At 71.7% G+C, this 19,738-nt stretch carries 20 protein-coding genes; 14 read left to right on the top strand and 6 right to left on the bottom strand.

Annotation, left to right across the window (positions count from 1 at the left end):
• The first annotated feature begins 31 nt into the window (after positions 1-31).
• From ACZ7L7_RS31585 to ACZ7L7_RS31575, 3 genes are read left to right on the top strand one after another with little or no spacing between them, the layout of a single operon-like run.
• Positions 32-916, top strand: a complete 885-nt coding sequence (locus ACZ7L7_RS31585; RefSeq protein ID WP_453598691.1) for a short-chain dehydrogenase/reductase — start codon at positions 32-34, stop codon at positions 914-916.
• A gap of 58 nt (positions 917-974) precedes the next feature.
• Positions 975-2,531, top strand: coding sequence for an SDR family oxidoreductase (locus tag ACZ7L7_RS31580; RefSeq protein WP_285513994.1), 1,557 nt, complete (start codon positions 975-977; stop codon positions 2,529-2,531).
• A gap of 27 nt (positions 2,532-2,558) precedes the next feature.
• The gene (locus tag ACZ7L7_RS31575) at positions 2,559-3,932 is read left to right on the top strand and encodes a cryptochrome/photolyase family protein (RefSeq protein WP_472077737.1); all 1,374 of its coding nucleotides are present in this window, start codon (positions 2,559-2,561) and stop codon (positions 3,930-3,932) included.
• A 32-nt stretch (positions 3,933-3,964) separates the two neighbouring features.
• Here the strand turns inward: ACZ7L7_RS31575 and ACZ7L7_RS31570 are convergent, their stop codons facing one another.
• Complete coding sequence (locus tag ACZ7L7_RS31570) at positions 3,965-4,924, bottom strand: MerR family transcriptional regulator (RefSeq protein WP_472077736.1); 960 nt, start codon at positions 4,922-4,924, stop codon at positions 3,965-3,967.
• Between the two features lie 106 nt (positions 4,925-5,030).
• Here ACZ7L7_RS31570 and ACZ7L7_RS31565 point away from each other — a divergent pair, with 106 nt between their 5' ends.
• The 4 genes from ACZ7L7_RS31565 (at position 5,031) to ACZ7L7_RS31550 (ending at position 7,346) form a co-directional block, all read left to right on the top strand.
• Positions 5,031-5,582, top strand: a complete 552-nt coding sequence (locus ACZ7L7_RS31565; protein WP_453598698.1) for a sigma-70 family RNA polymerase sigma factor — start codon at positions 5,031-5,033, stop codon at positions 5,580-5,582.
• A gap of 5 nt (positions 5,583-5,587) precedes the next feature.
• The gene (locus ACZ7L7_RS31560) at positions 5,588-6,415 is read left to right on the top strand and encodes a DUF4397 domain-containing protein (protein ID WP_285513998.1); all 828 of its coding nucleotides are present in this window, start codon (positions 5,588-5,590) and stop codon (positions 6,413-6,415) included.
• Positions 6,408-7,031 carry a class F sortase gene (locus ACZ7L7_RS31555; RefSeq protein WP_472077735.1) on the top strand — a complete coding sequence of 208 codons (624 nt, stop codon included), beginning with the start codon at positions 6,408-6,410 and terminating at the stop codon, positions 7,029-7,031. Before ACZ7L7_RS31560 ends, ACZ7L7_RS31555 begins: the two co-directional genes overlap by 8 nt.
• A gap of 99 nt (positions 7,032-7,130) precedes the next feature.
• A complete protein-coding gene (locus tag ACZ7L7_RS31550) occupies positions 7,131-7,346 on the top strand; it encodes a hypothetical protein (RefSeq protein ID WP_285514000.1) in 216 nt (71 codons plus the stop codon).
• Positions 7,347-7,418: 72 nt separating this feature from the next.
• On the opposite strand, the gene ACZ7L7_RS31545 is transcribed toward ACZ7L7_RS31550, so the two are convergent.
• Positions 7,419-8,972, bottom strand: coding sequence for a M28 family metallopeptidase (locus tag ACZ7L7_RS31545; protein ID WP_472077734.1), 1,554 nt, complete (start codon positions 8,970-8,972; stop codon positions 7,419-7,421).
• Between the two features lie 302 nt (positions 8,973-9,274).
• Here ACZ7L7_RS31545 and ACZ7L7_RS31540 point away from each other — a divergent pair, with 302 nt between their 5' ends.
• Positions 9,275-12,061 (top strand): SpoIIE family protein phosphatase, encoded by a 2,787-nt coding sequence (locus tag ACZ7L7_RS31540; RefSeq protein WP_471431299.1) that lies wholly within the window; start codon positions 9,275-9,277, stop codon positions 12,059-12,061.
• A gap of 59 nt (positions 12,062-12,120) precedes the next feature.
• Here ACZ7L7_RS31540 and ACZ7L7_RS31535 read toward each other — a convergent pair whose 3' ends face one another.
• Together ACZ7L7_RS31535 and ACZ7L7_RS31530 are read right to left on the bottom strand one after the other, a co-directional pair.
• Entirely contained in the window at positions 12,121-12,999 is an 879-nt protein-coding gene (locus ACZ7L7_RS31535) for an ABC transporter substrate-binding protein (RefSeq protein WP_285514003.1), read from the bottom strand.
• A 130-nt stretch (positions 13,000-13,129) separates the two neighbouring features.
• The gene (locus ACZ7L7_RS31530) at positions 13,130-13,762 is read right to left on the bottom strand and encodes a type III effector protein (protein ID WP_453598709.1); all 633 of its coding nucleotides are present in this window, start codon (positions 13,760-13,762) and stop codon (positions 13,130-13,132) included.
• A 141-nt stretch (positions 13,763-13,903) separates the two neighbouring features.
• Between ACZ7L7_RS31530 and ACZ7L7_RS31525 the strand changes: the two genes are divergently transcribed.
• The 4 genes from ACZ7L7_RS31525 (at position 13,904) to ACZ7L7_RS31510 (ending at position 16,335) form a co-directional block, all read left to right on the top strand.
• Entirely contained in the window at positions 13,904-14,332 is a 429-nt protein-coding gene (locus tag ACZ7L7_RS31525; RefSeq protein ID WP_285514005.1) for an Hsp20/alpha crystallin family protein, read from the top strand.
• A 95-nt stretch (positions 14,333-14,427) separates the two neighbouring features.
• On the top strand, positions 14,428-14,874 hold the full coding sequence (locus ACZ7L7_RS31520; RefSeq protein ID WP_453598712.1) for a DUF2267 domain-containing protein: 447 nt from the start codon (positions 14,428-14,430) through the stop codon (positions 14,872-14,874).
• Between the two features lie 22 nt (positions 14,875-14,896).
• Positions 14,897-15,334 (top strand): DUF2267 domain-containing protein, encoded by a 438-nt coding sequence (locus ACZ7L7_RS31515; protein WP_471431301.1) that lies wholly within the window; start codon positions 14,897-14,899, stop codon positions 15,332-15,334.
• 164 nt (positions 15,335-15,498) lie between these two features.
• On the top strand, positions 15,499-16,335 hold the full coding sequence (locus tag ACZ7L7_RS31510) for a class II glutamine amidotransferase (protein ID WP_285514008.1): 837 nt from the start codon (positions 15,499-15,501) through the stop codon (positions 16,333-16,335).
• 9 nt (positions 16,336-16,344) lie between these two features.
• Here ACZ7L7_RS31510 and ACZ7L7_RS31505 read toward each other — a convergent pair whose 3' ends face one another.
• Positions 16,345-17,121 carry an SAM-dependent methyltransferase gene (locus ACZ7L7_RS31505; protein ID WP_285514009.1) on the bottom strand — a complete coding sequence of 259 codons (777 nt, stop codon included), beginning with the start codon at positions 17,119-17,121 and terminating at the stop codon, positions 16,345-16,347.
• Positions 17,122-17,379: 258 nt separating this feature from the next.
• Between ACZ7L7_RS31505 and ACZ7L7_RS31500 the strand changes: the two genes are divergently transcribed.
• Together ACZ7L7_RS31500 and ACZ7L7_RS31495 are read left to right on the top strand one after the other, a co-directional pair.
• On the top strand, positions 17,380-18,033 hold the full coding sequence (locus ACZ7L7_RS31500) for a hypothetical protein (protein ID WP_285514010.1): 654 nt from the start codon (positions 17,380-17,382) through the stop codon (positions 18,031-18,033).
• A gap of 44 nt (positions 18,034-18,077) precedes the next feature.
• On the top strand, positions 18,078-19,061 hold the full coding sequence (locus ACZ7L7_RS31495; protein WP_472077733.1) for a BtrH N-terminal domain-containing protein: 984 nt from the start codon (positions 18,078-18,080) through the stop codon (positions 19,059-19,061).
• Between the two features lie 5 nt (positions 19,062-19,066).
• Here the strand turns inward: ACZ7L7_RS31495 and ACZ7L7_RS31490 are convergent, their stop codons facing one another.
• A complete protein-coding gene (locus ACZ7L7_RS31490; protein ID WP_472077732.1) occupies positions 19,067-19,660 on the bottom strand; it encodes a YdeI/OmpD-associated family protein in 594 nt (197 codons plus the stop codon).
• Positions 19,661-19,738: the final 78 nt, after the last annotated feature.

Genomic DNA, 19,738 nt, shown 5'->3' with positions numbered 1-19,738 from the left:
GCCAGTGCCGCCTCGCGGAATGGAGGCTCCCATGTCGGTCGTCCGCGGGCCCCTGTACGCCCGCACCGCCGTCGTCACGGGAGCCGCCCGCGGCCTCGGCGCGGGGCTCGCCCTGGAGCTGTCCCACCGGGGTGCGAGGGTGGCCCTGATCGACCGCGAGCGGGAAGCGCTCGTCCACGTCCGGGACGCGCTGCCGGGTGCGGCCGAGTGCTGGGAGGCCGATGTCACGGACGACGCCGCGATGTTCCGCGTCGCCGCCGCGATCCGCGCCCGGTTCGGCCCGCCCTCGGTGCTGATCGCCGGTGCGGGCACCACCGGGCAGGGCCTGTTCGCCGAGGCCGACCTCGCGGTGTGGCGCCGGGTGGTGGAGGTGAACCTCGTCGGCAGCGCCGTCACCGCGCGGGCCTTCCTGCCGGACCTGTTCACCACCCGCGGCTATCTGCTCCAGATCGCCTCGCTCGTCGCGGCGCCGACGATGAGCGCCTACTGCGCCTCCAGGGCCGGCGTCGAGTCGTTCGCGCACGCGCTGCGCGCCGAAATCGCCCACCGGCGGGTGGGCGTGGGGATCGCCTACGTCGGCCGGACCGCCACGGGCAGGGTCCGCGACGCCGACGAGCACCCCGTCCTGCGCGAGCTGCGCGGCCATCTGCCGCCGTCGCTACGCGAGCCGCACCCCGTCGCCGAGGTGGCCGACCGGCTCGTGACGGCCGTGGAACGCCGTAGGCCGACGGTCTACGTGCCGCGCTCACTGCACGCCGCCCCACTCGTCCGCGCGGGCCTGCCACCCCTGATCACCCTGCTGTCGCGCCGCGCACTGGCCCGCCTCGCCGCCCCGGAGCCGCTCACCGTCAGCGGCCGGGCCGTCCGTACGGCCGCCCCGGTGACGGGTGAGGCCGACCGGACCCCGCATCCATGAGCCGCGCCCGCGCCGAAGTGCCGTACGGACCCGTGGAGAATCCCGTGGAGGACCGACCATGACCACTGACGGACCGCACGGCACACCGCGTCTGCGCTGCCTGGTGACCGGAGCCTCGGGATACGTCGGCGGACGGCTGGTCCCGGAACTGCTGGAGGCCGGACATCAGGTGCTGTGCCTGGCCCGCTCCCCCGACAAACTCCGCGACCACCCCTGGGCGGGCCAGGTCGAGACGGTCCGGGGCGATGTCACGGACGCCGAGTCGGTCGCCGCCGCGATGCGGGACGTCGATGTCGCGTACTACCTGGTGCACGCGCTGCGCAGTGGCTCGGGGTTCGAGGACACCGACCGCCGGGCCGCCCGCGTCTTCGCCGAACAGGCCCATGCGGCAGGTGTCCGCCGCATCGTCTACCTCGGCGGACTCACCCCGGCGGACGTCCCCGAGCGGGAGCTGTCGCCGCACCTGCGGTCCCGGGCCGAGGTGGGCCGTATCTTCCTGGACTCACCGGTGCCGGCCGCGGTGCTGCGCGCGGCCGTCGTCATCGGCTCGGGCTCGGCCTCCTTCGAGATGCTGCGCTACCTCACCGAACGGCTGCCCGTGATGGTCACCCCGAGCTGGGTCCACACCCGCACCCAGCCCATCGGGGTCCGTGACGTCCTGCGCTACCTGGTCGGCTGTGCCACGCTCCCGGACGACGTCGACCGTGCCTTCGACATCGGCGGGCCGGACGTCCTCACCTACCGGGACATGATGTGCCGCTACGCCGCCGTCGCCGGACTCCCCCGGCGGTTGATCGTGCCGGTGCCGGTCCTCACCCCGAGCCTGTCCAGCCACTGGGTCGGCCTCGTCACCCCGGTCCCCGCCTCCCTGGCCCGGCCGCTCACCGAGTCGCTGCGCCACGAAGTCGTCTGCCAGGAGCACGACATCGCCCGGTACGTCCCCGACCTGCCGGGCCGCCCGCTCTCCTTCGACGACGCCCTGCGCCTGGCCCTGCGCCGGGTCCGGGAGGCGCAGGTCGCCACCCGCTGGTCCTCCGCCGCCCTCCCCGGCGCCCCGAGCGACCCGCTGCCCACGGACCCCGACTGGGCCGGCGGCAGCCTGTACAAGGACGAGCGCGAGCGGACGGTCGAAGCACCGCGCGAGTCGCTGTGGAAGGTGATCGAGGGCATCGGCGGTGACAACGGCTGGTACTCCTTCCCGCTCGCCTGGGCCGTACGGGGCTGGCTCGACCGGTTCGTCGGCGGGGTCGGGCTGCGCCGCGGGCGCCGGGACGCCGAACGTCTGCGCGTGGGTGACTCGCTGGACTTCTGGCGGGTCGAGGAGATCGAACCCGGGCGCCTGCTGCGCCTGCGCGCCGAGATGAGGCTGCCGGGCCTGGCCTGGCTGGAGATGCGCGCGGAGACGGACGACAGGGGCGGCACCCACTACCGGCAGCGCGCTCTCTTCCACCCGCGCGGACTGCTGGGCCACGCCTACTGGTGGGCCGTCTCCCCCTTCCACGCGGTCGTCTTCGGCGGCATGGCCCGCAACATCACCCAGGCCGCGGCACGGCGGAACTCCGCCACCGGGGACCGCATCCACCGGTCGCACAACGGCAGAAGAGTGCCTCAGTAGCGGACATCGCACCTCCAGGAGCACCCCATGACCGTCGCGGTCGTCCTGTACACCTCCGACCTGCGCGTGCACGACCATCCGCCGCTGCGCGCCGCACTGCGGGCCGCGGACGAAGTGGTGCCGCTGTTCGTCCGCGACCCCGGCATTCACGCGGCCGGCTTCGACGCGCCCAACCGGACCGCCTTCCTCGCCGACTGCCTCGCCGATCTCGACTCTTCGCTGCGCGATCGCGGCGGTCGGCTCGTGGTGCGTTCGGGCCCGCTGGTCGGGCAGGTGCGCGCGGTGGCCGCCGAGTGCGGGGTGACCGAGGTGCACCTGGCGGCCGCCGCCACGGGCTACGGCCACCGCCGGGAGGAACGGCTGCGGGACGGACTGCGCGGGCAGGGCATCGACCTGCACGTCCACGACTGCGTCACCACCGCCGTCGCGCCCGGCGCGGTGACCCCCTCCGGCAACGACCACTACGCCGTGTTCACCCCGTACTTCCGGCGCTGGGCGCGGGAACCGCTCCGGGACATCAGCCCGGCGCCCCGGACCGTCCGCGTTCCCGAGGCGGTGCGCGGCGAGCCGCTGCCGTCCCGGGACGAGGTGCGGGGCGTCTCACCCGGCCTTCCGGCCGGGGGCGAGAGCGAGGGCCGCGACCGGCTGACCCGGTGGCTCCGCAACGACCTGGCCGCGTACGAGGACCAGCACGACGACCTGGCGGGCGACGCGACCTCACGCCTGTCGCCGTACCTGCACTTCGGTGCCCTCTCCCCGGTGGAGCTGGTCCACCGGGCCCGCCACGCGCACGCGGGGCCGGGAGCGGAGGCGTTCGTACGGCAGTTGTGCTGGCGCGACTTCCACCACCAGGTCATGGCGGCCCGGCCCGACGCCTCCCGCCGGAACTACCGCACGCGGGACGACCGGTGGCGGTCCGAGGAGGAGGCGGCCGAGGACATCGCCGCGTGGCGGGACGGCCGTACCGGCTATCCGGTCGTCGACGCGGCCATGCGCCAGCTCCGCCACGAGGGCTGGATGCACAACCGGGCGCGCCTGCTGGCGGCGAGCTTCCTGACCAAGACGCTCTACGTCGACTGGCGCGTCGGCGCCCGGCACTTCCTGGAGCTGCTGGTGGACGGCGACATCGTCAACAACCAGCTCAACTGGCAGTGGGTCGCCGGAACCGGCACCGACACGCGTCCTCACCGGGTGCTCAACCCCGTGGTGCAGGGCAAGCGGTTCGACCCGCGCGGCGAGTACGTGCGGCGCTGGGTACCGGAGCTGGGGGACGTCAAGGACGGCCGTGTCCACGAGCCGTGGCGGCTGAGCGGGCGGGAGCGGCCCGACGACTACCCGACGCCGCTCATCGACCTCGCCGACGGTCTGGCCCGGTTCAAGCGGGCCCGCGGCCGGGACTGACGGGGGATCACGAGCGTTCGTACACCCGGAGATCACGAGTCCGTTCGTACGACCGATTCCAGGGCCGCGACGGCTTCCGCGAGCCCTCTGGGGCGGGACAGGCCCGCCACGGCCCGGCCCGCCCAGCCGGGGCCCAGGGTGAGGACCACCGGATGCCTGCGGGCCCCTCGTACGCCCCACCCCATGGCGGCGACGTGCTGGGCCAGGGGTGGGCTGGCCGTGGTGCGGGACTGGGCCCACAGGGCGACCGCGGCCGGTCCGGTCCTGCGTACGGCCGCGACGAGCGACTCGACGGGTACGGCACCGCCGAACATGCGCACCGGGAGCCCGCGTTCGGCCAGTGCGGCGGCCAGGACCTCCAGCGGCAGGGTGTGGTTCTCGCCCGGTACGCAGGCGAGCAGGGTGGTGGCGCCGGGGCGGTCGACGGCGGCGGGCAGCAGGCCTCGGCGCAAGGCGCAGGAGACGTGCCAGGACAGGAAGTGCTCCACTTCGACGTAACGCTCGCCCGAACGCTCCCACTTGCGGCCCACGGCCTGGAGGGTGGGCACGATGGCCTCGGTCCAGGCGGTGATCAGTCCGTGCCTGTCGATCGCGGCCGCCAGGAGGTCGTCCAGGGCGGCGGCGTCGAGGCGCAGGGCGGCGCGTGCGATGCCCTTGCACTCCTGGCGGGCGTCGCCCAGGCTCAGTCCGCTTCCGGCCTTGCGGTGATCCCGTGACGGTGCCGCCCTCTCCACGTCGACGGGCTCGCCGCTCCGGGCCAGGCGGGCGGCTTCGGCGGGCGCCATTCCGGTGGCCGTGAGGGCGCACATGCGCTCCAGCCTGGCCACGTCCGCGGGGGTCCAGCGGCGGTGCCTGCCGCCGGTACGGGTGTCCGGGCCGAGGCGGTAGCGGCGGTCCCAGGACCGGACCGTGGTGGGGGCGACGCCGAGCCGTCTGGCGACCTCGCCCGTGGTCAGGCCGCCGCTCGCGATGTCCTCCCGGTGTTCCTCCATGCCGTCAGCCTACGCCGCGAAAACGACGCACAACCGATGCGTGTTGTCTGCGTCGTTTTCGATTCAAACACTGGGAGGACACGCACAGGGCGGAAGGAACCGGGCCATGGACGAGGACGAACTGGGACGCGGTCTGCACGCCGCCGACGAGGACGCCTTCGCGGCGATCTACCGGCACTGGGGCGGACTGGTCCGCACCATGGCCACCCGCTCCCTCGGCGACACCCACGAGGCCGAGGACGTGACCCAGCAGGTGTTCATCGGCGCCTGGCGGGGCCGCGCCGGATTCCGCCCCGACCGGGGGCCGCTCGGCGCCTGGCTCGTCGGCATCACCCGGCGCAAGATCGTCGACTCGCTCGCCGCCCGGACCCGGCGCCTCACCCTCGTCGACTCCGCCGCGCACGCCACGGGCACACCACGGCCCGACAGCGCGGCACTGGACGACGTGCTCGACCGGGTCGTCCTGCTGGACGGACTCGCCCGCCTGCCCCGCAACCAGCGGCAGGTACTGGGCCTCGCCTTCTACGAGGACCTCACCCAGGCCCAGATCGCGGACCGCACCGGAATGCCGCTGGGCACCGTCAAGAGCCACACCCGTCGCGGCCTGCACCGCCTGCGCCGGGTGCTGGAAACCGCACCTCTCCCCTCCAAGGACTGATCCTGATGATCTCCCGCACCTCCCTCACCATCGCCACGGCGGCCGGCGCCTGCGCCCTCGCGCTCGGCGTCACCGTCACCCCCGCCACTGCCGCCGAGAACGACAAGGCCATGGTCTCCGTCTTCCACGGCGTTCCCGGACTGACCGTGGACGTCTACGCCAACGGCGACGAACTCCTCAGCGACTTCAAGCCCGGCACGGTCACCGACCCGCAGCCCCTGGTCGCGGGCACCTACGACATCCAGGTCTTCGAGGCGGGCAAGGGTCCCGACGGCGAACCCGCCATAGAGAAGAAGATCGAGGTGCCCGCCGGGGCCAACGCCACCGTCGCGGCGCACCTGTCCGCCGACGGCACCCCGCAGTTGACGGCCTTCGTCAACGACGTGTCGAAGGTCGACGCGGGCAAGGCACGCCTGACGGTCCGCCATGTGGCCGCCGCCCCCGCCGTGGACGTGCGTGCCGGTGGACAGCCGGTGTTCAAGGGGCTGGAGAACCCCAAGGAGCAGCTCACCGAGGTGGACGCCGGTTCGGTCTCCGCCGATGTCGTGGCGGCGGGCACCGACACCGTGGTCATAGGCCCGGCCGACCTCGATCTGGAGGAGGGCACCAGCAACGTCGTGTACGCCTGGGGCAGCGCCGAGGACAAGAACCTGGCCCTCGCCACGCAGACCTTCGAGGGCATGGAATCGGCGCCCCAGGCCGTCCACGCGGGCGGCAACGGTGCCGCCGTCGCCACCAACTCCTCCGGCGAGTGGATCGCCTGGGCGGCGGCGGGCGGCACGGTCGCGCTGAGCTTGCTGGTGGCCCGCCGCGCCTCGCGCCGCCGTGTCTGAGAACGCCCGGCGTGGCGGTGCCCGCACGGCGGCGCTGATCCCGCTGACGGTGGCGGCGGCCCTCCTCACGGGGTCCACCGCCGCCGCACCGGACGCGCCTCCCGTCGACTTCGGACCGACGGCGGGCGCACCGGCCCGGTCGGCCGCCACGGCGGCGCCGGGCCGTTCCGCGCCGCCTAAGCGCGTACGCGTGCCCGCGGCCGGCCTCGACGCCCGGATCCGTCCGGTCGGGGTGACGGAGGAGGGCGCCGTGGCCGTACCGGCCGATCCCGAGCGGGCCGGGTGGTACCGCTTCGGGCCCGCACCGGGGAGCGTGCGGGGATCGGCGGTACTGGTCGGGCACGTCGACAGCGAGACCGGTGCGCTGGGCGAGTTCGCCGCGCTGTACGACGTACGCCCCGGCGATCGCGTCGAAGTGCGCCGCACCGGCGCCGAGCCCGTCGTCTACCGGGTCGCCTCACGGACGACGGTGTCCAAGGACGACCTGCCGTCCTCCGTGTTCCGCCGGACCGGCGCACCCGTGCTCACGCTCATCACCTGTGCCCCGCCGTTCGTTCCGGAGCGCGGCGGCTACCAGGCCAATCTCGTCGTCACGGCGCGACCGCTGGCGGCATGAGGCCAACGGAGTGGCCCGGGCGGTGTCGGTCGGCCCACGGGTAGGGCGTTCGGCGATGCTGGGCGGCGCGGCACCCGTTCTCGTGACAAGGAGCACCGTATGCGCACCGACCCGGTCGAACGCTTCCTGGCCGTCCTGGACCCCGAGCAGCGCGAGGCCGTAGGCGCCAGGCCACGCGAGGAGCAAGAGCGTCTCGCGGACGCCTGGGAACGGGAGCTGGCCTCGGACGACGAGTTGGACACCCTCGACGAGTTGTCTCCCCCGGCGGCCGAGGCCGAGGCGGCGCGGCGGGTGCTGGAGGGGGAGGCGGGGTAACTCCCGTGCGGGAGGCGGAGTGACTCCCGCCGTGCGCTGCGACCCCGGGCGGGGTCGCAGCTCCCGGGCCGGTTACTCGGTCACCAGGCCGTGGCCGTCGTGCAGGCCGCCGCCGCTGCCCGCGTCCCCGTCCGTCGCGGTGGAACGCACCGGCCGGCTCAGCGGTTTGAGGTCGTAGGCGTAGTGGCCGACGGCATCGGCGATGACGTCGATGTTGACGTCCAGCGCCCGCATGTCGATGTTGTGGATGTCGTCGCCCGTGCCGTGGTAGTTGACGTCGTACGCCACCCCCGCCTGTCCGCCGAACTTCGCGGCCTGCGCCTCGGTCTTGATGCCCTCCGCGCCGGTGAAGGTGCCGCCGGAGGGGATGCCGACCTCGATGAACGGACCGTAGTCGGAGCGGCCGGTGAAGTCGGTGCCTTCGTGCGGGATGCCCTTGGAGTCGAGGAAGTCCGTGATCCCCTTCTCCAGTTGGGCCGAGCCCTCGGGGCCGGGTCCGGCGCCGACGCCGTCCGAGTCGTCGCCGTCGTAGACGAAGTAGGCGGCGTTCGGCGAGGCGATCATGTCGAAGTTCAGGTACAGCTTGATCTGCTTCTTCTGTGCCTCGGTGAGGTCGGCGACATAGGCCTCCGAACCCAGCAGGCCGAACTCCTCGGCCGACCACCAGGCGAACTTCACCTTGTTCTTGATCTTGTACTGGGACTTGCCCAGCTTCTGGGCGACCTGGAGGATGCCGGCCGAGCCGGAGCCGTTGTCGTTGATGCCCGGTCCCTCGCTGACCGAGTCCAGGTGCGCGCCGAGGAAGACGGTGCTGTCCGCGTCGCCGCCGCGGGTCTCCGCGACGAGGTTGAAGGTCGTGCGGTTCTCGCGCAGTTCGCGGATGTCGAGGGTGACCCGCACCGGGCCGTCGGCCGCTTCAGCGGCCAGTGCCTCGCCGTCGGCCTGGGTGATCCCGCCGGTGGGGATCTTGCCGAGGGTCGGGTCGCCCATGGTGCCGTTGAGCGTGCCCTCGGTGTTGTTGTAGATCACGGCGCCGACCGCGCCCGCCGCGTGGGCGTTGGCCTGCTTGACGGCGAAGGTGCAGCCGCCGCGCTTGATCAGGGCGATCTTCCCGGTGAAGGCGCCGTCCGCGAAGTCCGTGGCCTCGCAGCCGTTGGTGCCGTCGGCGTCCACGGGGGCGACGGCCACGTCCGCTGTCACGCCGCCCTCGGGGCCGCTGGCGGTGTAGGCCATCAGCTCGATGGGGATGTCGCGCGGGGTGGGGGTGACCACGGCGAGGGTCTCGGCGATCTCGTCGGTGTAGACGAAGTCGAACTCGTGCTTGGTGGCTTTGTAGCCCGAGGCCCTGAGCACGGCCTCCACGTAGGCGGCCGACAGCTTGTGTCCCTTGGAACCGGCCACGCGGGTATCGCCGTTGTGGTCGGCTATCGCCTGGAACACCTTCAGGTGGAGCTGTGCGCCCTTGGCTGTGGACTCCTTGACGAGCTTCCTCGCCAGTGCGTCACCCCGGTGTGCCCAGCTCGAGTGGTCGGCGCCCGCGGTGGCGGGCCCGGCGACGAGGAGGGGGGTGACCAGTGCGGCGGCGGCCAGGGTTGCGGTTGCCGCGGCTCTGTGACGTGCGGACATATCGGTCCTCTCACGCAGGTCGACTGACAGTTCGACAGTTCGGGAGAACTTCGGGAGAACACGGTCGAGGCACGTTATCCGCCTGACTGCTCACTGCCAAGAAGGAGTCCCGCACCAGGTGGACCCGATATCGCCCCCCGTCGGCGCAGGGAGGCCTCGCCGCAGGACGGTTCGTCACGCGGCCCCGGGGGACGACCGGCCGCACACATACCCCCGTACGAGTGACTCCCCCGACAGCACATCACCGGCCCGAGCGCACCTCCTGAGCCGCGCCCGTCGGGCCGGTCACTGATACTGAGGAAATGGGCAAACTTGGGCGAACAGCTCCAGCGAGCCGTAGCGACGACCGAGAGCCGCCGAGGGCCGGGCCACCACCGGAGCCCGGGCCGGAGGCCGGTCGCCCATCGGCGCGCCGACGCGCGCTGACGCTGCTCAAGCCGCGCAGCGTCGCCGGTCAGGTGTTCCTGCTGCAGTTCGTGGTCGTCCTGCTGCTCATCGCCACCGCTGTGGTGGCACTGGTGATCCAGGACCGCAACCGGGCGATCCAGGAGGCCCGCGACCGGTCGCTGGTGGCGGCCGAGTCCTTCGCGAACGCCCCCGGCACCGCGGAGGCGATGCAGAGCGACGACCCGACGGCGGCCCTCCAGCCACATGCCGAGGCGGTACGCAAGAAGACCGGTGTCGACTACGTCGTGGCGCTCAGCCCTTACGGCTTCCGGTGGACCCACCCCGACCCCGACCAGATCGGCAAGCACGTCTCCGCCTCCTACAACGAGGCGCTCGGCGGCGAACCCCACCAGACCACGTTCGACAGCAGCCTGGGCAAGGCGGTCGACTCGACGGTCGCCGTGTTCGACGAGAAGGGCACGGCCGTCGGCCTCGTCACCGTCGGCGTCACCGTGGACAAGGTCACCAGTGTGGTGCAGCACCAGCTGCCGGTGATCTTCGCCGCCGGCGGTCTCGCGCTGCTGCTGGCCGCGGGCGGCTCCGCCCTGGTCAGCGGGCGCCTGCTGCGCCAGACCCAGGGGCTCGGCCCGGTCGAGATGACCCGTATGTACGAGCACCACGACGCGGTGCTGCACGCGGTCCGGGAAGGCGTGATCATCCTGGACGGCGACGGGACGCTGCTGCTGGTCAACGACGAGGCGCGCAGACTGCTCACCCTGCCCCCGGAGGCCGAGGGCAAGCCGGTGACCGAACTCGGGCTGAGCCCGTCCCTGGCGGAACTGCTGACGTCGGGCCGGGCGGCCACGGACCAGGTCTTCCTGGCCGGGGACACCCTGCTCGCGGTCAATGTCCGCCCCGTCGGCCAGAAGGGCAGCAGCGTGGCCACGCTGCGGGACACCACGGAGCTGCGCGCCCTCGCCGGGCGCGCGGAGGTGGCCGGCGGCCGGCTGCAACTGCTCTACGAGGCGAGCACCCGGATCGGCACCACCCTCGACATGAAGCGCACCGCCGAGGAGCTGACCGAGGTGGCCGTCCCGCGCTTCGCCGACTTCGCCACCGTCGAACTGGTGGAGCCCGTGCTGCGCGGCGACGAGCCGTCGGGGGCGCGTCTGGACATGCGCCGGATCGCGGTCGCGGGCACCCGGGAACCGGCGCCCTTTCACCCCGTCGGGACGCTGCTGCGGTTCGTGCCGGACAACCCGGTGGCCATCGGCGTCACCACCGGGCGGCCGGTCCTGGTCGCCGACCTCGCCACGGCCACGGCGTGGCAGTCCCAGGACCCGGAGCGGGCCGCGAAGGTCATCGCCCAGGGCATCCACTCCATGATCTCGGTGCCGCTGCAGGCGCGCGGCCAGTTGCTCGGGGTGGTGGAGTTCTGGCGCTCGGACCAGGACCCCTTCGAGCCGGACGACCTGTCCCCCGCGGAGGAGCTGGCCGCGCGGGCCGCCGTGTGCATCGACAACGCCCGCCGCTACACCCGCGAGCACACCACCGCCGTCACCCTCCAGCGCAGCCTGCTTCCGGGCGCGCTCCCGGAGCTGTCCGCCCTGGAGGTCGGGCACCGGTACCTGCCCGCGCAGGCGGGTGTGGGCGGTGACTGGTACGACGTCATCCCGCTGCCGGGGGCCCGGGTGGCGCTGGTGGTCGGCGATGTCGTCGGGCACGGGCTGCACGCCGCCGCGACCATGGGGCGGCTGCGCACCGCGGTGCACAACTTCGCCTCCCTGGACCTGCCGCCGGACGAGCTGCTGGCGCACCTGGACGACCTGATCACCCAGATCGACGAGGACGCGGCCGCCCAGGGCAAGACCGACGCAGTCACCGGCGCCACCTGTCTGTACGCCGTCTACGACCCGGTCTCCGGTCGCTGTGTGCTCGCCCGGGCCGGTCACCCGGGTCCGGCTCTGGTCACCCCCGACGGCTCCGTGACCTTCCCGGACATCCCCGTCGCCCCGCCCCTCGGCGTGGGAGGGGGGCTGCCGGTGGAGACGGCCGAGCTGCAGTTGCCCGCCGACAGCCGGCTGGTGCTCTACACCGACGGGCTGGTCGAGACCCGCGACCGGGACATCGACATCGGTCTCGGCGTGCTGCGCGAGGCACTCGCCCAGACCGAGGGCGCCAGTCCCGACGACACGTGCGAGGCGGTGCTCGACGCCATGCTGCGCACCCGCTCGGGTGACGATGTCGCCCTGCTCGTCGCCCGCACCCGGCTGCTGGACCCGGACCAGATCGCCGAGTGGGAGGTGCCCGCCGACCCCGCGGCGGTCCCCCGTATCCGCGCCGAGGCCACCCGCAGACTGGCCGACTGGGGGCTCGGCGAGGCGGCCTTCACCACCGAGCTGATCCTCAGCGAACTGGTCACCAACGCCATCCGCTACGGGGCGAGCCCCATCCGGCTGCGGCTGCTGCACGACCGCGACAGCCTGATCTGCGAGGTCGCCGACGGCACCAGCACCTCACCGCATCTGCGCCGGGCGGCCTCCACCGATGAAGGCGGCCGGGGTCTGTTCCTCGTCGCGCAGATGTCCCGCCGTTGGGGGACCCGGTACGCGGACCGCGGGAAGATCATCTGGGCCGAGCAGTCGCTGGACGGCGGGGCCGCGGGCGATCTCGGGGCGTTTCTCATGGCGGAGGACCTGTGAAGGCCCTCGCAGGCCGTTGTGCGGCCCTTGTTCGGCCCTTGTTCGGCCCTTGTGCGGGCTCAGGAACCGGGGACGACCTTGAGGTACGGGATCTTGGCCGGGTCCCGGCCGAAGGCAGAGCCGAGGTAGACGGCCGACAGCTTGGCGAGCGTCCCGTCGTCGATGAGCTGCTTGATGATCCGGTCCAGCTCGTCCTGGTTCGGCGAGCCCTTCGGGTACAGGGCGCCGTAGCCTTGGTTGGTCCGGTACTGGCCGATCAGGCGTACCCGGCTCTCCTTCTCCTGCGGGTACGCCAGCAGGATCGTCGTGTCGTGGACGACCGCGTCGATCCGGCCCAGCTCCAGCGCCTCGACCATCTCGGGGTCGTTGGGGTAGGAGACGACGGGCTGGGTCGGCCTGATGCGGTCCTCGACGAACTCCTCGCCCGTGGTGCCCTCGGCCACGCCGATCCGGACCCCGCTGATGTTGTCCTGGTTGATGTCCTCGCCGTTCCGGATCAGCACGCCCAGCGTCGAGGAGAGGTAGGGCGGCGAGAAGTCGGCGACCTCGCGCCGCCCCGGTGTGATGGTGATCTGGGCCAGGGCCAGGTCGAAGTTCTCGGTGCGGCCCGAGACGACCACCGGGAAGGGCGCGTTCTCCACCTTCAGCCGGTCGAGTCCTGAGCGGTAGGCGATGTTGGCGGCCATGCAGTACTCGTAGCCGCTCTTGACCGTCGCCGGGGTCTGCCCGTTCCACCAGCCGGGCGCCGGCAACGTCGTCTTGACCGTCAGGGCACCCGCCGTGCGGGGTGAGAGATGGAACTCGCCGTACTTCCCGGACACCGCGCAGGAGCCGTAGCGGACGTCCGGTTTCTCCGTGCCGTCCTGGTCGCACGCCGTTGCCGCGACGATGAGCGCCACGCTGACAGCCAGAGATACGGTCGCTGCCGCGGCGCGCATCATTGCACCTCCGGTGGGACATACTCCTTGAGCCACCATAAATCACCCCGAACCATACGACTGCCGGAGCCACGAGGACGACCCCTCGGCCGCAGGTCCGAGGAAACGCGCGGACAGCCCCGGCGCCCGGTCAGGGCGGGGTGAGGGTGTCGAGTTGCTCGGCGAGGTCCGGATGGGTGCCGGTCAGGTGCGGGCGGGTGGCCGTGAGCGGGCGGATCAGCTCGGCGGGGTCGTCGCGGGCGAGCGCTGCGTGGAGCTCGCCGAGCGGGGTGCGGGCCGCCGCGGGCAGGTCGGTGAGCGCCGCGATCTGACCGGCGATACGCCGCAGGTCCGCCGCGTTGCGCCGGGCCCAGCCGGCGGTGGCGCGGGCCGCGGCGCGGCGCTCGCGGGTGGCCTGGACGCGCTGTTCACCGGTGGTTCCCGGGGGGCCCGGCCGCCCCCGCAGATAGCGGCGCTCCGCGGCCTGGCGGCTGGCGACGCCGAGCGGGTCGGCGAGATCGGCCCAGCTGGCGCCGACGCCCCGGGCGGCCTCGATCAGGCCGGTCTCCCAGCCGGCCAGCTGTTCGCGGACCCGCCTCAGCAGCAGCAGGGAGGCGAGGGCCTGCTCCAGGCCGATCTCATGGCTCGCCGTGTCGTCGGGGACCTGCTGCCGGGCGGCACGAAGGACTTCGTCGATGGTCTCCAGGGCTGTCGCCGCGGCGAGGAAGGACGCCGGACGGTTCGCGTCGGCGTCGGTCGGGGCCGTTCGGTCGGCCGGGGTCATGGCACCTCCCTCTCGGTGGCTCTCAGTGCGGTGTCATCCTTTGGACGACATCTTGTTTGTCATCCATTCGATGACATGTTACAACTTCATTGAGGCGCATTGGCAGCAACTGCCCACGACCAACAAGGAGGTGTTCTTCCAGTGTTGATGCGCACCGACCCCTTCCGTGAGCTCGACCGGCTGGCCCAGCAGCTGATGGGTCCGGGCACCTGGTCGCGGCCCACCGCGATGCCCATGGACGCCTACCGCGAGGGCGACGAGTACGTCGTGTCCTTCGACATCCCCGGCGTCAGCCCCGACGCGATCGACATCGACGTCGAACGGAACATGCTGACCGTCAAGGCCGAGCGGCGCCCCGCGACGAAGGAAGGCGTCAAGACGGAGCTGTCGGAACGGCCGCTGGGCGTCTTCTCGCGGCAGATCATGCTCGCCGACACCCTGGACACCGAGAACATCCAGGCCGACTACGACGCGGGTGTGCTGACCCTGCGCATCCCGATCACCGAGCGGGCCAAGCCGCGCAAGATCGCCATCCGGTCCGGTTCCGACCGCAAGGAGATCACCAGCTGATCCGGCCGGACGAGAGCAGCAAGCGGCGGAGGACGGGCATCTGATTCCCCCTGCCCGTCCCCCGCTCCCCTTGGCCCAGAAGGGTGGCGGCAGACGTGACGACTCTCCAGCGGGAAGCGTTCCTCGGCACAGTGCGGGAACGCGGTGGATACGACACCTGGCAGGAAGCCGACCGAGCGGCGCGTGTGGTGCTCGCCCTCCTCGGCGCCCACCTGGCCGGCGAGGTACGGGACCGGCTGGCGGCACGCCTGCCGGAGGAATTCGCCAAGATCCTGCGCGATCCTCTGCGCAGTGCCGAGCCGCTGTCCTCGGAGCACTTCGTGCGCGCGACGGCGGCCTGGATCGACGGGGCCACCGAGCAGACCGCCGCCTGGGACATCGGAGCCGTCCTCAGCACGGTCGCCGACATCGCCGACGACGGCCTGCTCCAGGAAATCCTGCTCCAGCTCCCGGCGGGCTACGACCTCCTGTTCGGCCGCCCCCAGCCGGCCCGACCGACCGCAAACCCCGGTGACCGCACGGCGGCACCCCGAAACCGGTGACAGAAAGGCAACCACCGCAGTGATGTCCGAGTCACGCTCATCGCTCCAGCAGCAGACCTACAGTCCCGCCTACGAACAGATGCTGGAGAAGGTCCGCTACGACGGCGCCTATCCCACCCGCGAGCGGGCCGAGGAGGCGGTCCGCCTCGTCCTCGGGGGACTGGGGCGCCAGCTGACCGGTGACGAACGCGTCGAACTGGCCGCACGCCTGCCCCACGAAGCCGCTCGTATCCTCACCGCCCAGATACCCGACACCAAGCCCCTCGGCGGCTGGGCCTTCGTCAAGGACCTCGCGACCCGCACCGGTGCCTCCCTGGCCACCACCCGCTGGGACACGGGATCTGTCTTCGCCGCCGTCTCGGCCCACGCGGGCCCCGACCTGGTGACCCGCATTCTGCGGCAACTCCCCTCCGGCTACGCGCTGTTGTTCGGCCGGCCCGAGCTGACTCCGGCCGCGTAGCGGGCGGCCCGCGCACTCGGGGTGGACGCGACACAGTTGTCGCTGTCCGCCCCGCGCGGTTTTCGAGGCGGCCGGTGCCCTGTGGCCGCCAGGCGGCTCGGCCCGGGGGCGGCGAGAATGGAACCGACCTGCCCGGAGACCCGATCAAGCGCAGGTGATCGCCCATGTGCCGATGGCTCGCATACTCCGGCACGCCCCAGCTGCTCGACACCATCCTCTACCGGCCGTCCCACTCACTGATCGACCAGAGCCTGCACTCCCGGCTGGGCGTCGAGACGACGAACGGCGACGGCTTCGGCATCGGCTGGTACGCGCAGGAGCACCTCGACTCCCCGGCCCTGTTCAGGGAGATCGGCCCCGCCTGGAACAACCGCAACCTGCGGGAACTGGCCGGCCATGTCCGCTCCCCCCTGTTCTTCGCCCACATCCGCGCCTCGACCGGCACGGCGGTGCAGCAGACCAACTGCCACCCGTTCCGGCACGGCCGCTGGATGTGGATGCACAACGGCGCCATCGAGGACTTCCACCTCATGCGCCGCGAGCTGGCCATGCTCGTGGACCCCGCGCTGTACTCCGCCATCGAGGGAAGTACCGACTCGGAGACGATGTTCTACCTGGCGCTCACCCTCGGCCTCGACGAGGACCCGCCGGGGGCCGTGGCCCGCATGGTGGGCGTGGTGGAACGCAGCGGACGCGACCACGGCGTTCGGTACCCGGTCCAGATGACGATCGCCGTGACCGACGGCGAACGCCTGTGGGCCTTCCGCTACTCGACCGAGGGAGCCTCCCGCTCGCTGTTCTACAGCACCCGCGTGGACGCCCTGCGCAGACTGCACCCGGACATCGGGTTCCTGCGCGAGGTCTCCGACGACACCCGCCTCATCGTCTCCGAACCCCTCGGCGACCTCCCGGGCGCCTGGCACGAGGTCCCCGAGAGCACCTACGGCGTCGTCCAGGCCGGTTCCGGCGAACTGCATCCCTTCACGCCGGAGCCGGCCTGACTCACGTGCTCAGCCCACAGGGACGAGAGTCAGGTACACCAGGCCCATGACACCCCGATAGCCCCGCAGATAGGTGCTGCGGTGGCGCTCGACACGGTCGCGGGTCTCCTTCGCCGAGGGGTGATCCGGGTGGGCGGCCAGCCACTCCTCGACATCGGCCTGGTAGGCGGACTCGAACTCCTCCCACTCGTCGTTGTTCGCCGTCTCGATCCAGGCGGGGCGGAAGCCCGCGGCGACGGCCAGGTCGACAAGGCCGGCCAGGTCGTGGAACTCGGACGCCGAGGCGTCCGGCCACATCGCGGCCAACTCCGCCTCGGTGGGCGGGCGTTGCCAGAATCCCTCGCCGAGGACGACTCGGCCGCCGGGAGTGACCAGGCGGCGCAGGGCGTGCAGGGCGGCCTTGATGTGCTCGGGCGGTTGGGCATCACTGAGCGCCTGACTGGCACCGAGGCAGAGCACGACATCGGCGGGCTCCAGGGTGCCGTCGGTGGCGGACTCCCGTACGAAATCGACGCGTTCGGCCAGCCCGCGGGCCTCGGCCTGGGCGCGTCCGCGGGCGAGGTCGTCCTCATTGAGGTCGACACCCACTCCGGTGGCGCCGGGTGTGGCTTCGAGGAGGCGGAGCATGAACTCGCCCCAGCCGCAGCCGATGTCGAGCACTGATGTCGCAGGTGTCGAGGTGCGCGGTGCCGACAGGCGGCGGATCATCCTGTCCGCCCGTTCCTCGGAGAGGGGGCCGTGGAAAGTGAGCCGGGTCAACCGCGGCGGCGCGGTGGTGTCGTCCATGAGCCTGAACATTACGGAGGCATGATCGACGACGACACCGGTTTTCCCGTGTGTTGTCAAGGCGAGTCCGCGACAGTTCAACTCCGGAAGTCAGGGCGGGACACAGCTCATGTACGTACTATCGCTACGGCACCACTTGCAGCAGTAACCGCTACTGCTGACATGGGACCAGGCAGAACAGTCAGCCGCGTTGGACTTCGCATACGCCGGGAACCCACTGTCCCGCGCAGCCCGGCGCCGAACAAGGATGTGAGCACCGTGTCCAATACCACCGCCGAATCAAGCGGGTTGACGTCGCAGTACAGCGCCCAGGTGGCCGGCGACCTCGAACGCAACCTCAAGGAACAGGAACGCATCAGCGGCGAGATCGAGGCACTGCAGACGCAGCTCGCCGCACTGCGGCACGACCACGCGGTTCTGGTGAACATCCAGCAGGCACTGGGCGCTTCGGCTCCTGCCGATGTCATCCCGACCGAGGCCGACACGGCCGCTTCGGCGGAACCCGAGGCGCCGGAAGCCGCGCCCGAGGCCGCTCCCGCCGCCAAGGTGCCCGCCCCGCGTGCCAAGCGGGCGAGCGCCGCCAAGGCGGTCAAGGCCAAGAAGACCGGCACCGCCATGCGCAAGCGGACCAGCACGAAGAAGGCCGTCACGGCCAAGCCCGCGGCCCCTGCCTCACCCACGCTGGTCGACCTCGTCCGCGCGCACCTGGCGGCCCAGAGCGAGCCGCGCAGCGCCGCGGAGATCGCCGCCGAGCTGGGACGACAGCACCCCGAGCGCAACGTCAAGACCACCGTCGTACGGACGACGCTGGAGGGACTCGTGGCCAAGAGCCAGGCGGAGCGCAGCAAGCAGGGCAAGTCGGTCTTCTACACCGGTCCGGAGGCCAAGCCGAAGGACAAGGAGAAGGAGTAGGAGTCGATGCCCCGGCCGGTCGACTCCGTCCAGGAAGCAGGGACATGGCCACCGTGCGAGGCATTGATGTCCGCGGTACGCAGCACTGCGAGACGACGGCGTCAGGGGTCCTGCTGCGGCACCAGGGAATCGATCTGTCCGAGCCCATGCTCTTCGGCCTCGGTTCCGGTCTGTCCTTCGTCTACTGGGACAGCAGGAACATGGGTTTCCCCTTTCTCGGGGGCCGGGTCAAGCCGTTCGAGCTGACCCGGAATCTCGCCGACCGACTCGGTCTCGATCTGGTCGTGCAGGAGACCACCTCGCCCCGCAGGGCTTGGGAGAATGTGGCGGCCCGCATCGACGCGGGCCGCCCCGTCGGGCTGCAACTCGACAGTTACCACCTGGACTACTTCGGGTCCAAGGTGCACTTCGCCGGTCATGTCGTCGCCCTGTACGGCTACGACGACAGCAACGCGTATCTGGTGGACACCGAGCAGCAGGGCGGTGCGGTCACCTCCAGCCTGGCGAGCCTCGCCGAGGCGCGGGCGGCACGCGGCCCCATGGCGGCCAGGCACCGCTCCTTCACCCTCACCGCTCCCCCGGAACCGCCGTCTCTCCACGACCGGATCGTCCCCGCCATCACGGCCTGCGCCGAGGCGTTCCTCAACCCGCCCATCGCCAACCTCGGGCACCGGGGCATCGACAAGGCGGGGAAGCTGGTGCGCACGTGGCTGCGGCGGACCGAGCATCCGCAGCGGGACCTCCCGCAGGCGGCACTGCTGATGGAGCGGGCGGGCACGGGCGGTGCGCTGTTCCGCAACCTCTACCGCGACTTCCTCGCGGAATGCGCCGAGTTGCTCGACAGCGAGCGCCTGCGCACCGGCCATCGGCGGTACGCGGAGGCGGCGACCCTGTGGACCGAGGTCGCCGGACTCATCAGCAAGGCCGGTGTGTCGGGTGACGAGCGGTGCCTCGAACAGGCGGGTGCGTTCCTCCACGACATCGCACACGTCGAGCGGGAGGCGATGCAGGCGTTGAGCGGCCTGTAGCGCTACTACGGGTACAGCTTCTCCCCCTTCGCGAGCATCGCCACGAACTTCTCGATGCGGCGGGCCCGGGTCTCGGGGCGCTTGGCGTCCTGGACGCGGTGCAGGATGGCAAACCGGTTCTGACTGTTGAGGGTGGCGAAGAAGGCCGCCGCGGCGGGGTCAGCGTCCAGGGCGGCGGCAAGGTCGTCCGGAACCTTGGCGGTGCTGGGGCTGTCGTAGGCCGCGTCCCAGCGGCCGTCGGCCTTCGCGCGGTCGATCTCGGCCTGCCCCGGCGGACGCATCCGGCCGCTCTCGATCAGGGCGGTCACCTTGTCCCGGTTGATCTTCGACCATTTGCTGCGCGCCGTGCGCGGGCTGAACCGCTGGAGCCACCACTCGTCGTCGAGCTTGGCCTTCTGGCCGTCGATCCAGCCGTAGCAGAGGGCCACCTCCAGCGCCTGCGCGTAGGTCAACGCGACGACGCCGGGCGCCTTCTTGCGCAGCTTGAGCCAAATCCCGGGCGAGGAGGCGTGGTTCTTGTCGAGCCATGCCTCGAAGTCCTCGGCGGTGTCGAAGACGACGGTCTCCAAGTCCTGTGTCACGCCAGTAGAAAACCACACTCCACTGACACCGCCACTTCTTCGGGGATCAATCAATCTTTGTACTTCTTGTGTACAAAGCTATGGACGCACCGGAAG

It is taken from the genome of Streptomyces sp. NPDC110618 (assembly GCF_055657065.1).
The sequence above is the reverse complement of the archived record's forward strand: the minus strand, read 5'-3'. Positions and strand labels throughout refer to the sequence as shown.

What these genes read in the sequence shown, in the direction of transcription:
- ACZ7L7_RS31585 (WP_453598691.1), top strand. Translation starts at nt 32, where the DNA reads ATGTCGGTCGTCCGCGGGCCCCTGTACGCCCGCACCGCCGTCGTCACG.
- ACZ7L7_RS31580 (WP_285513994.1), top strand. Translation starts at nt 975, where the DNA reads ATGACCACTGACGGACCGCACGGCACACCGCGTCTGCGCTGCCTGGTG.
- ACZ7L7_RS31575 (WP_472077737.1), top strand. Translation starts at nt 2,559, where the DNA reads ATGACCGTCGCGGTCGTCCTGTACACCTCCGACCTGCGCGTGCACGAC.
- ACZ7L7_RS31570 (WP_472077736.1), bottom strand. Translation starts at nt 4,924, where the DNA reads ATGGAGGAACACCGGGAGGACATCGCGAGCGGCGGCCTGACCACGGGC.
- ACZ7L7_RS31565 (WP_453598698.1), top strand. Translation starts at nt 5,031, where the DNA reads ATGGACGAGGACGAACTGGGACGCGGTCTGCACGCCGCCGACGAGGAC.
- ACZ7L7_RS31560 (WP_285513998.1), top strand. Translation starts at nt 5,588, where the DNA reads ATGATCTCCCGCACCTCCCTCACCATCGCCACGGCGGCCGGCGCCTGC.
- ACZ7L7_RS31550 (WP_285514000.1), top strand. Translation starts at nt 7,131, where the DNA reads ATGCGCACCGACCCGGTCGAACGCTTCCTGGCCGTCCTGGACCCCGAG.
- ACZ7L7_RS31545 (WP_472077734.1), bottom strand. Translation starts at nt 8,972, where the DNA reads ATGTCCGCACGTCACAGAGCCGCGGCAACCGCAACCCTGGCCGCCGCC.
- ACZ7L7_RS31540 (WP_471431299.1), top strand. Translation starts at nt 9,275, where the DNA reads ATGGGCAAACTTGGGCGAACAGCTCCAGCGAGCCGTAGCGACGACCGA.
- ACZ7L7_RS31535 (WP_285514003.1), bottom strand. Translation starts at nt 12,999, where the DNA reads ATGCGCGCCGCGGCAGCGACCGTATCTCTGGCTGTCAGCGTGGCGCTC.
- ACZ7L7_RS31530 (WP_453598709.1), bottom strand. Translation starts at nt 13,762, where the DNA reads ATGACCCCGGCCGACCGAACGGCCCCGACCGACGCCGACGCGAACCGT.
- ACZ7L7_RS31515 (WP_471431301.1), top strand. Translation starts at nt 14,897, where the DNA reads ATGTCCGAGTCACGCTCATCGCTCCAGCAGCAGACCTACAGTCCCGCC.
- ACZ7L7_RS31510 (WP_285514008.1), top strand. Translation starts at nt 15,499, where the DNA reads ATGTGCCGATGGCTCGCATACTCCGGCACGCCCCAGCTGCTCGACACC.
- ACZ7L7_RS31505 (WP_285514009.1), bottom strand. Translation starts at nt 17,121, where the DNA reads ATGGACGACACCACCGCGCCGCCGCGGTTGACCCGGCTCACTTTCCAC.
- ACZ7L7_RS31495 (WP_472077733.1), top strand. Translation starts at nt 18,078, where the DNA reads ATGGCCACCGTGCGAGGCATTGATGTCCGCGGTACGCAGCACTGCGAG.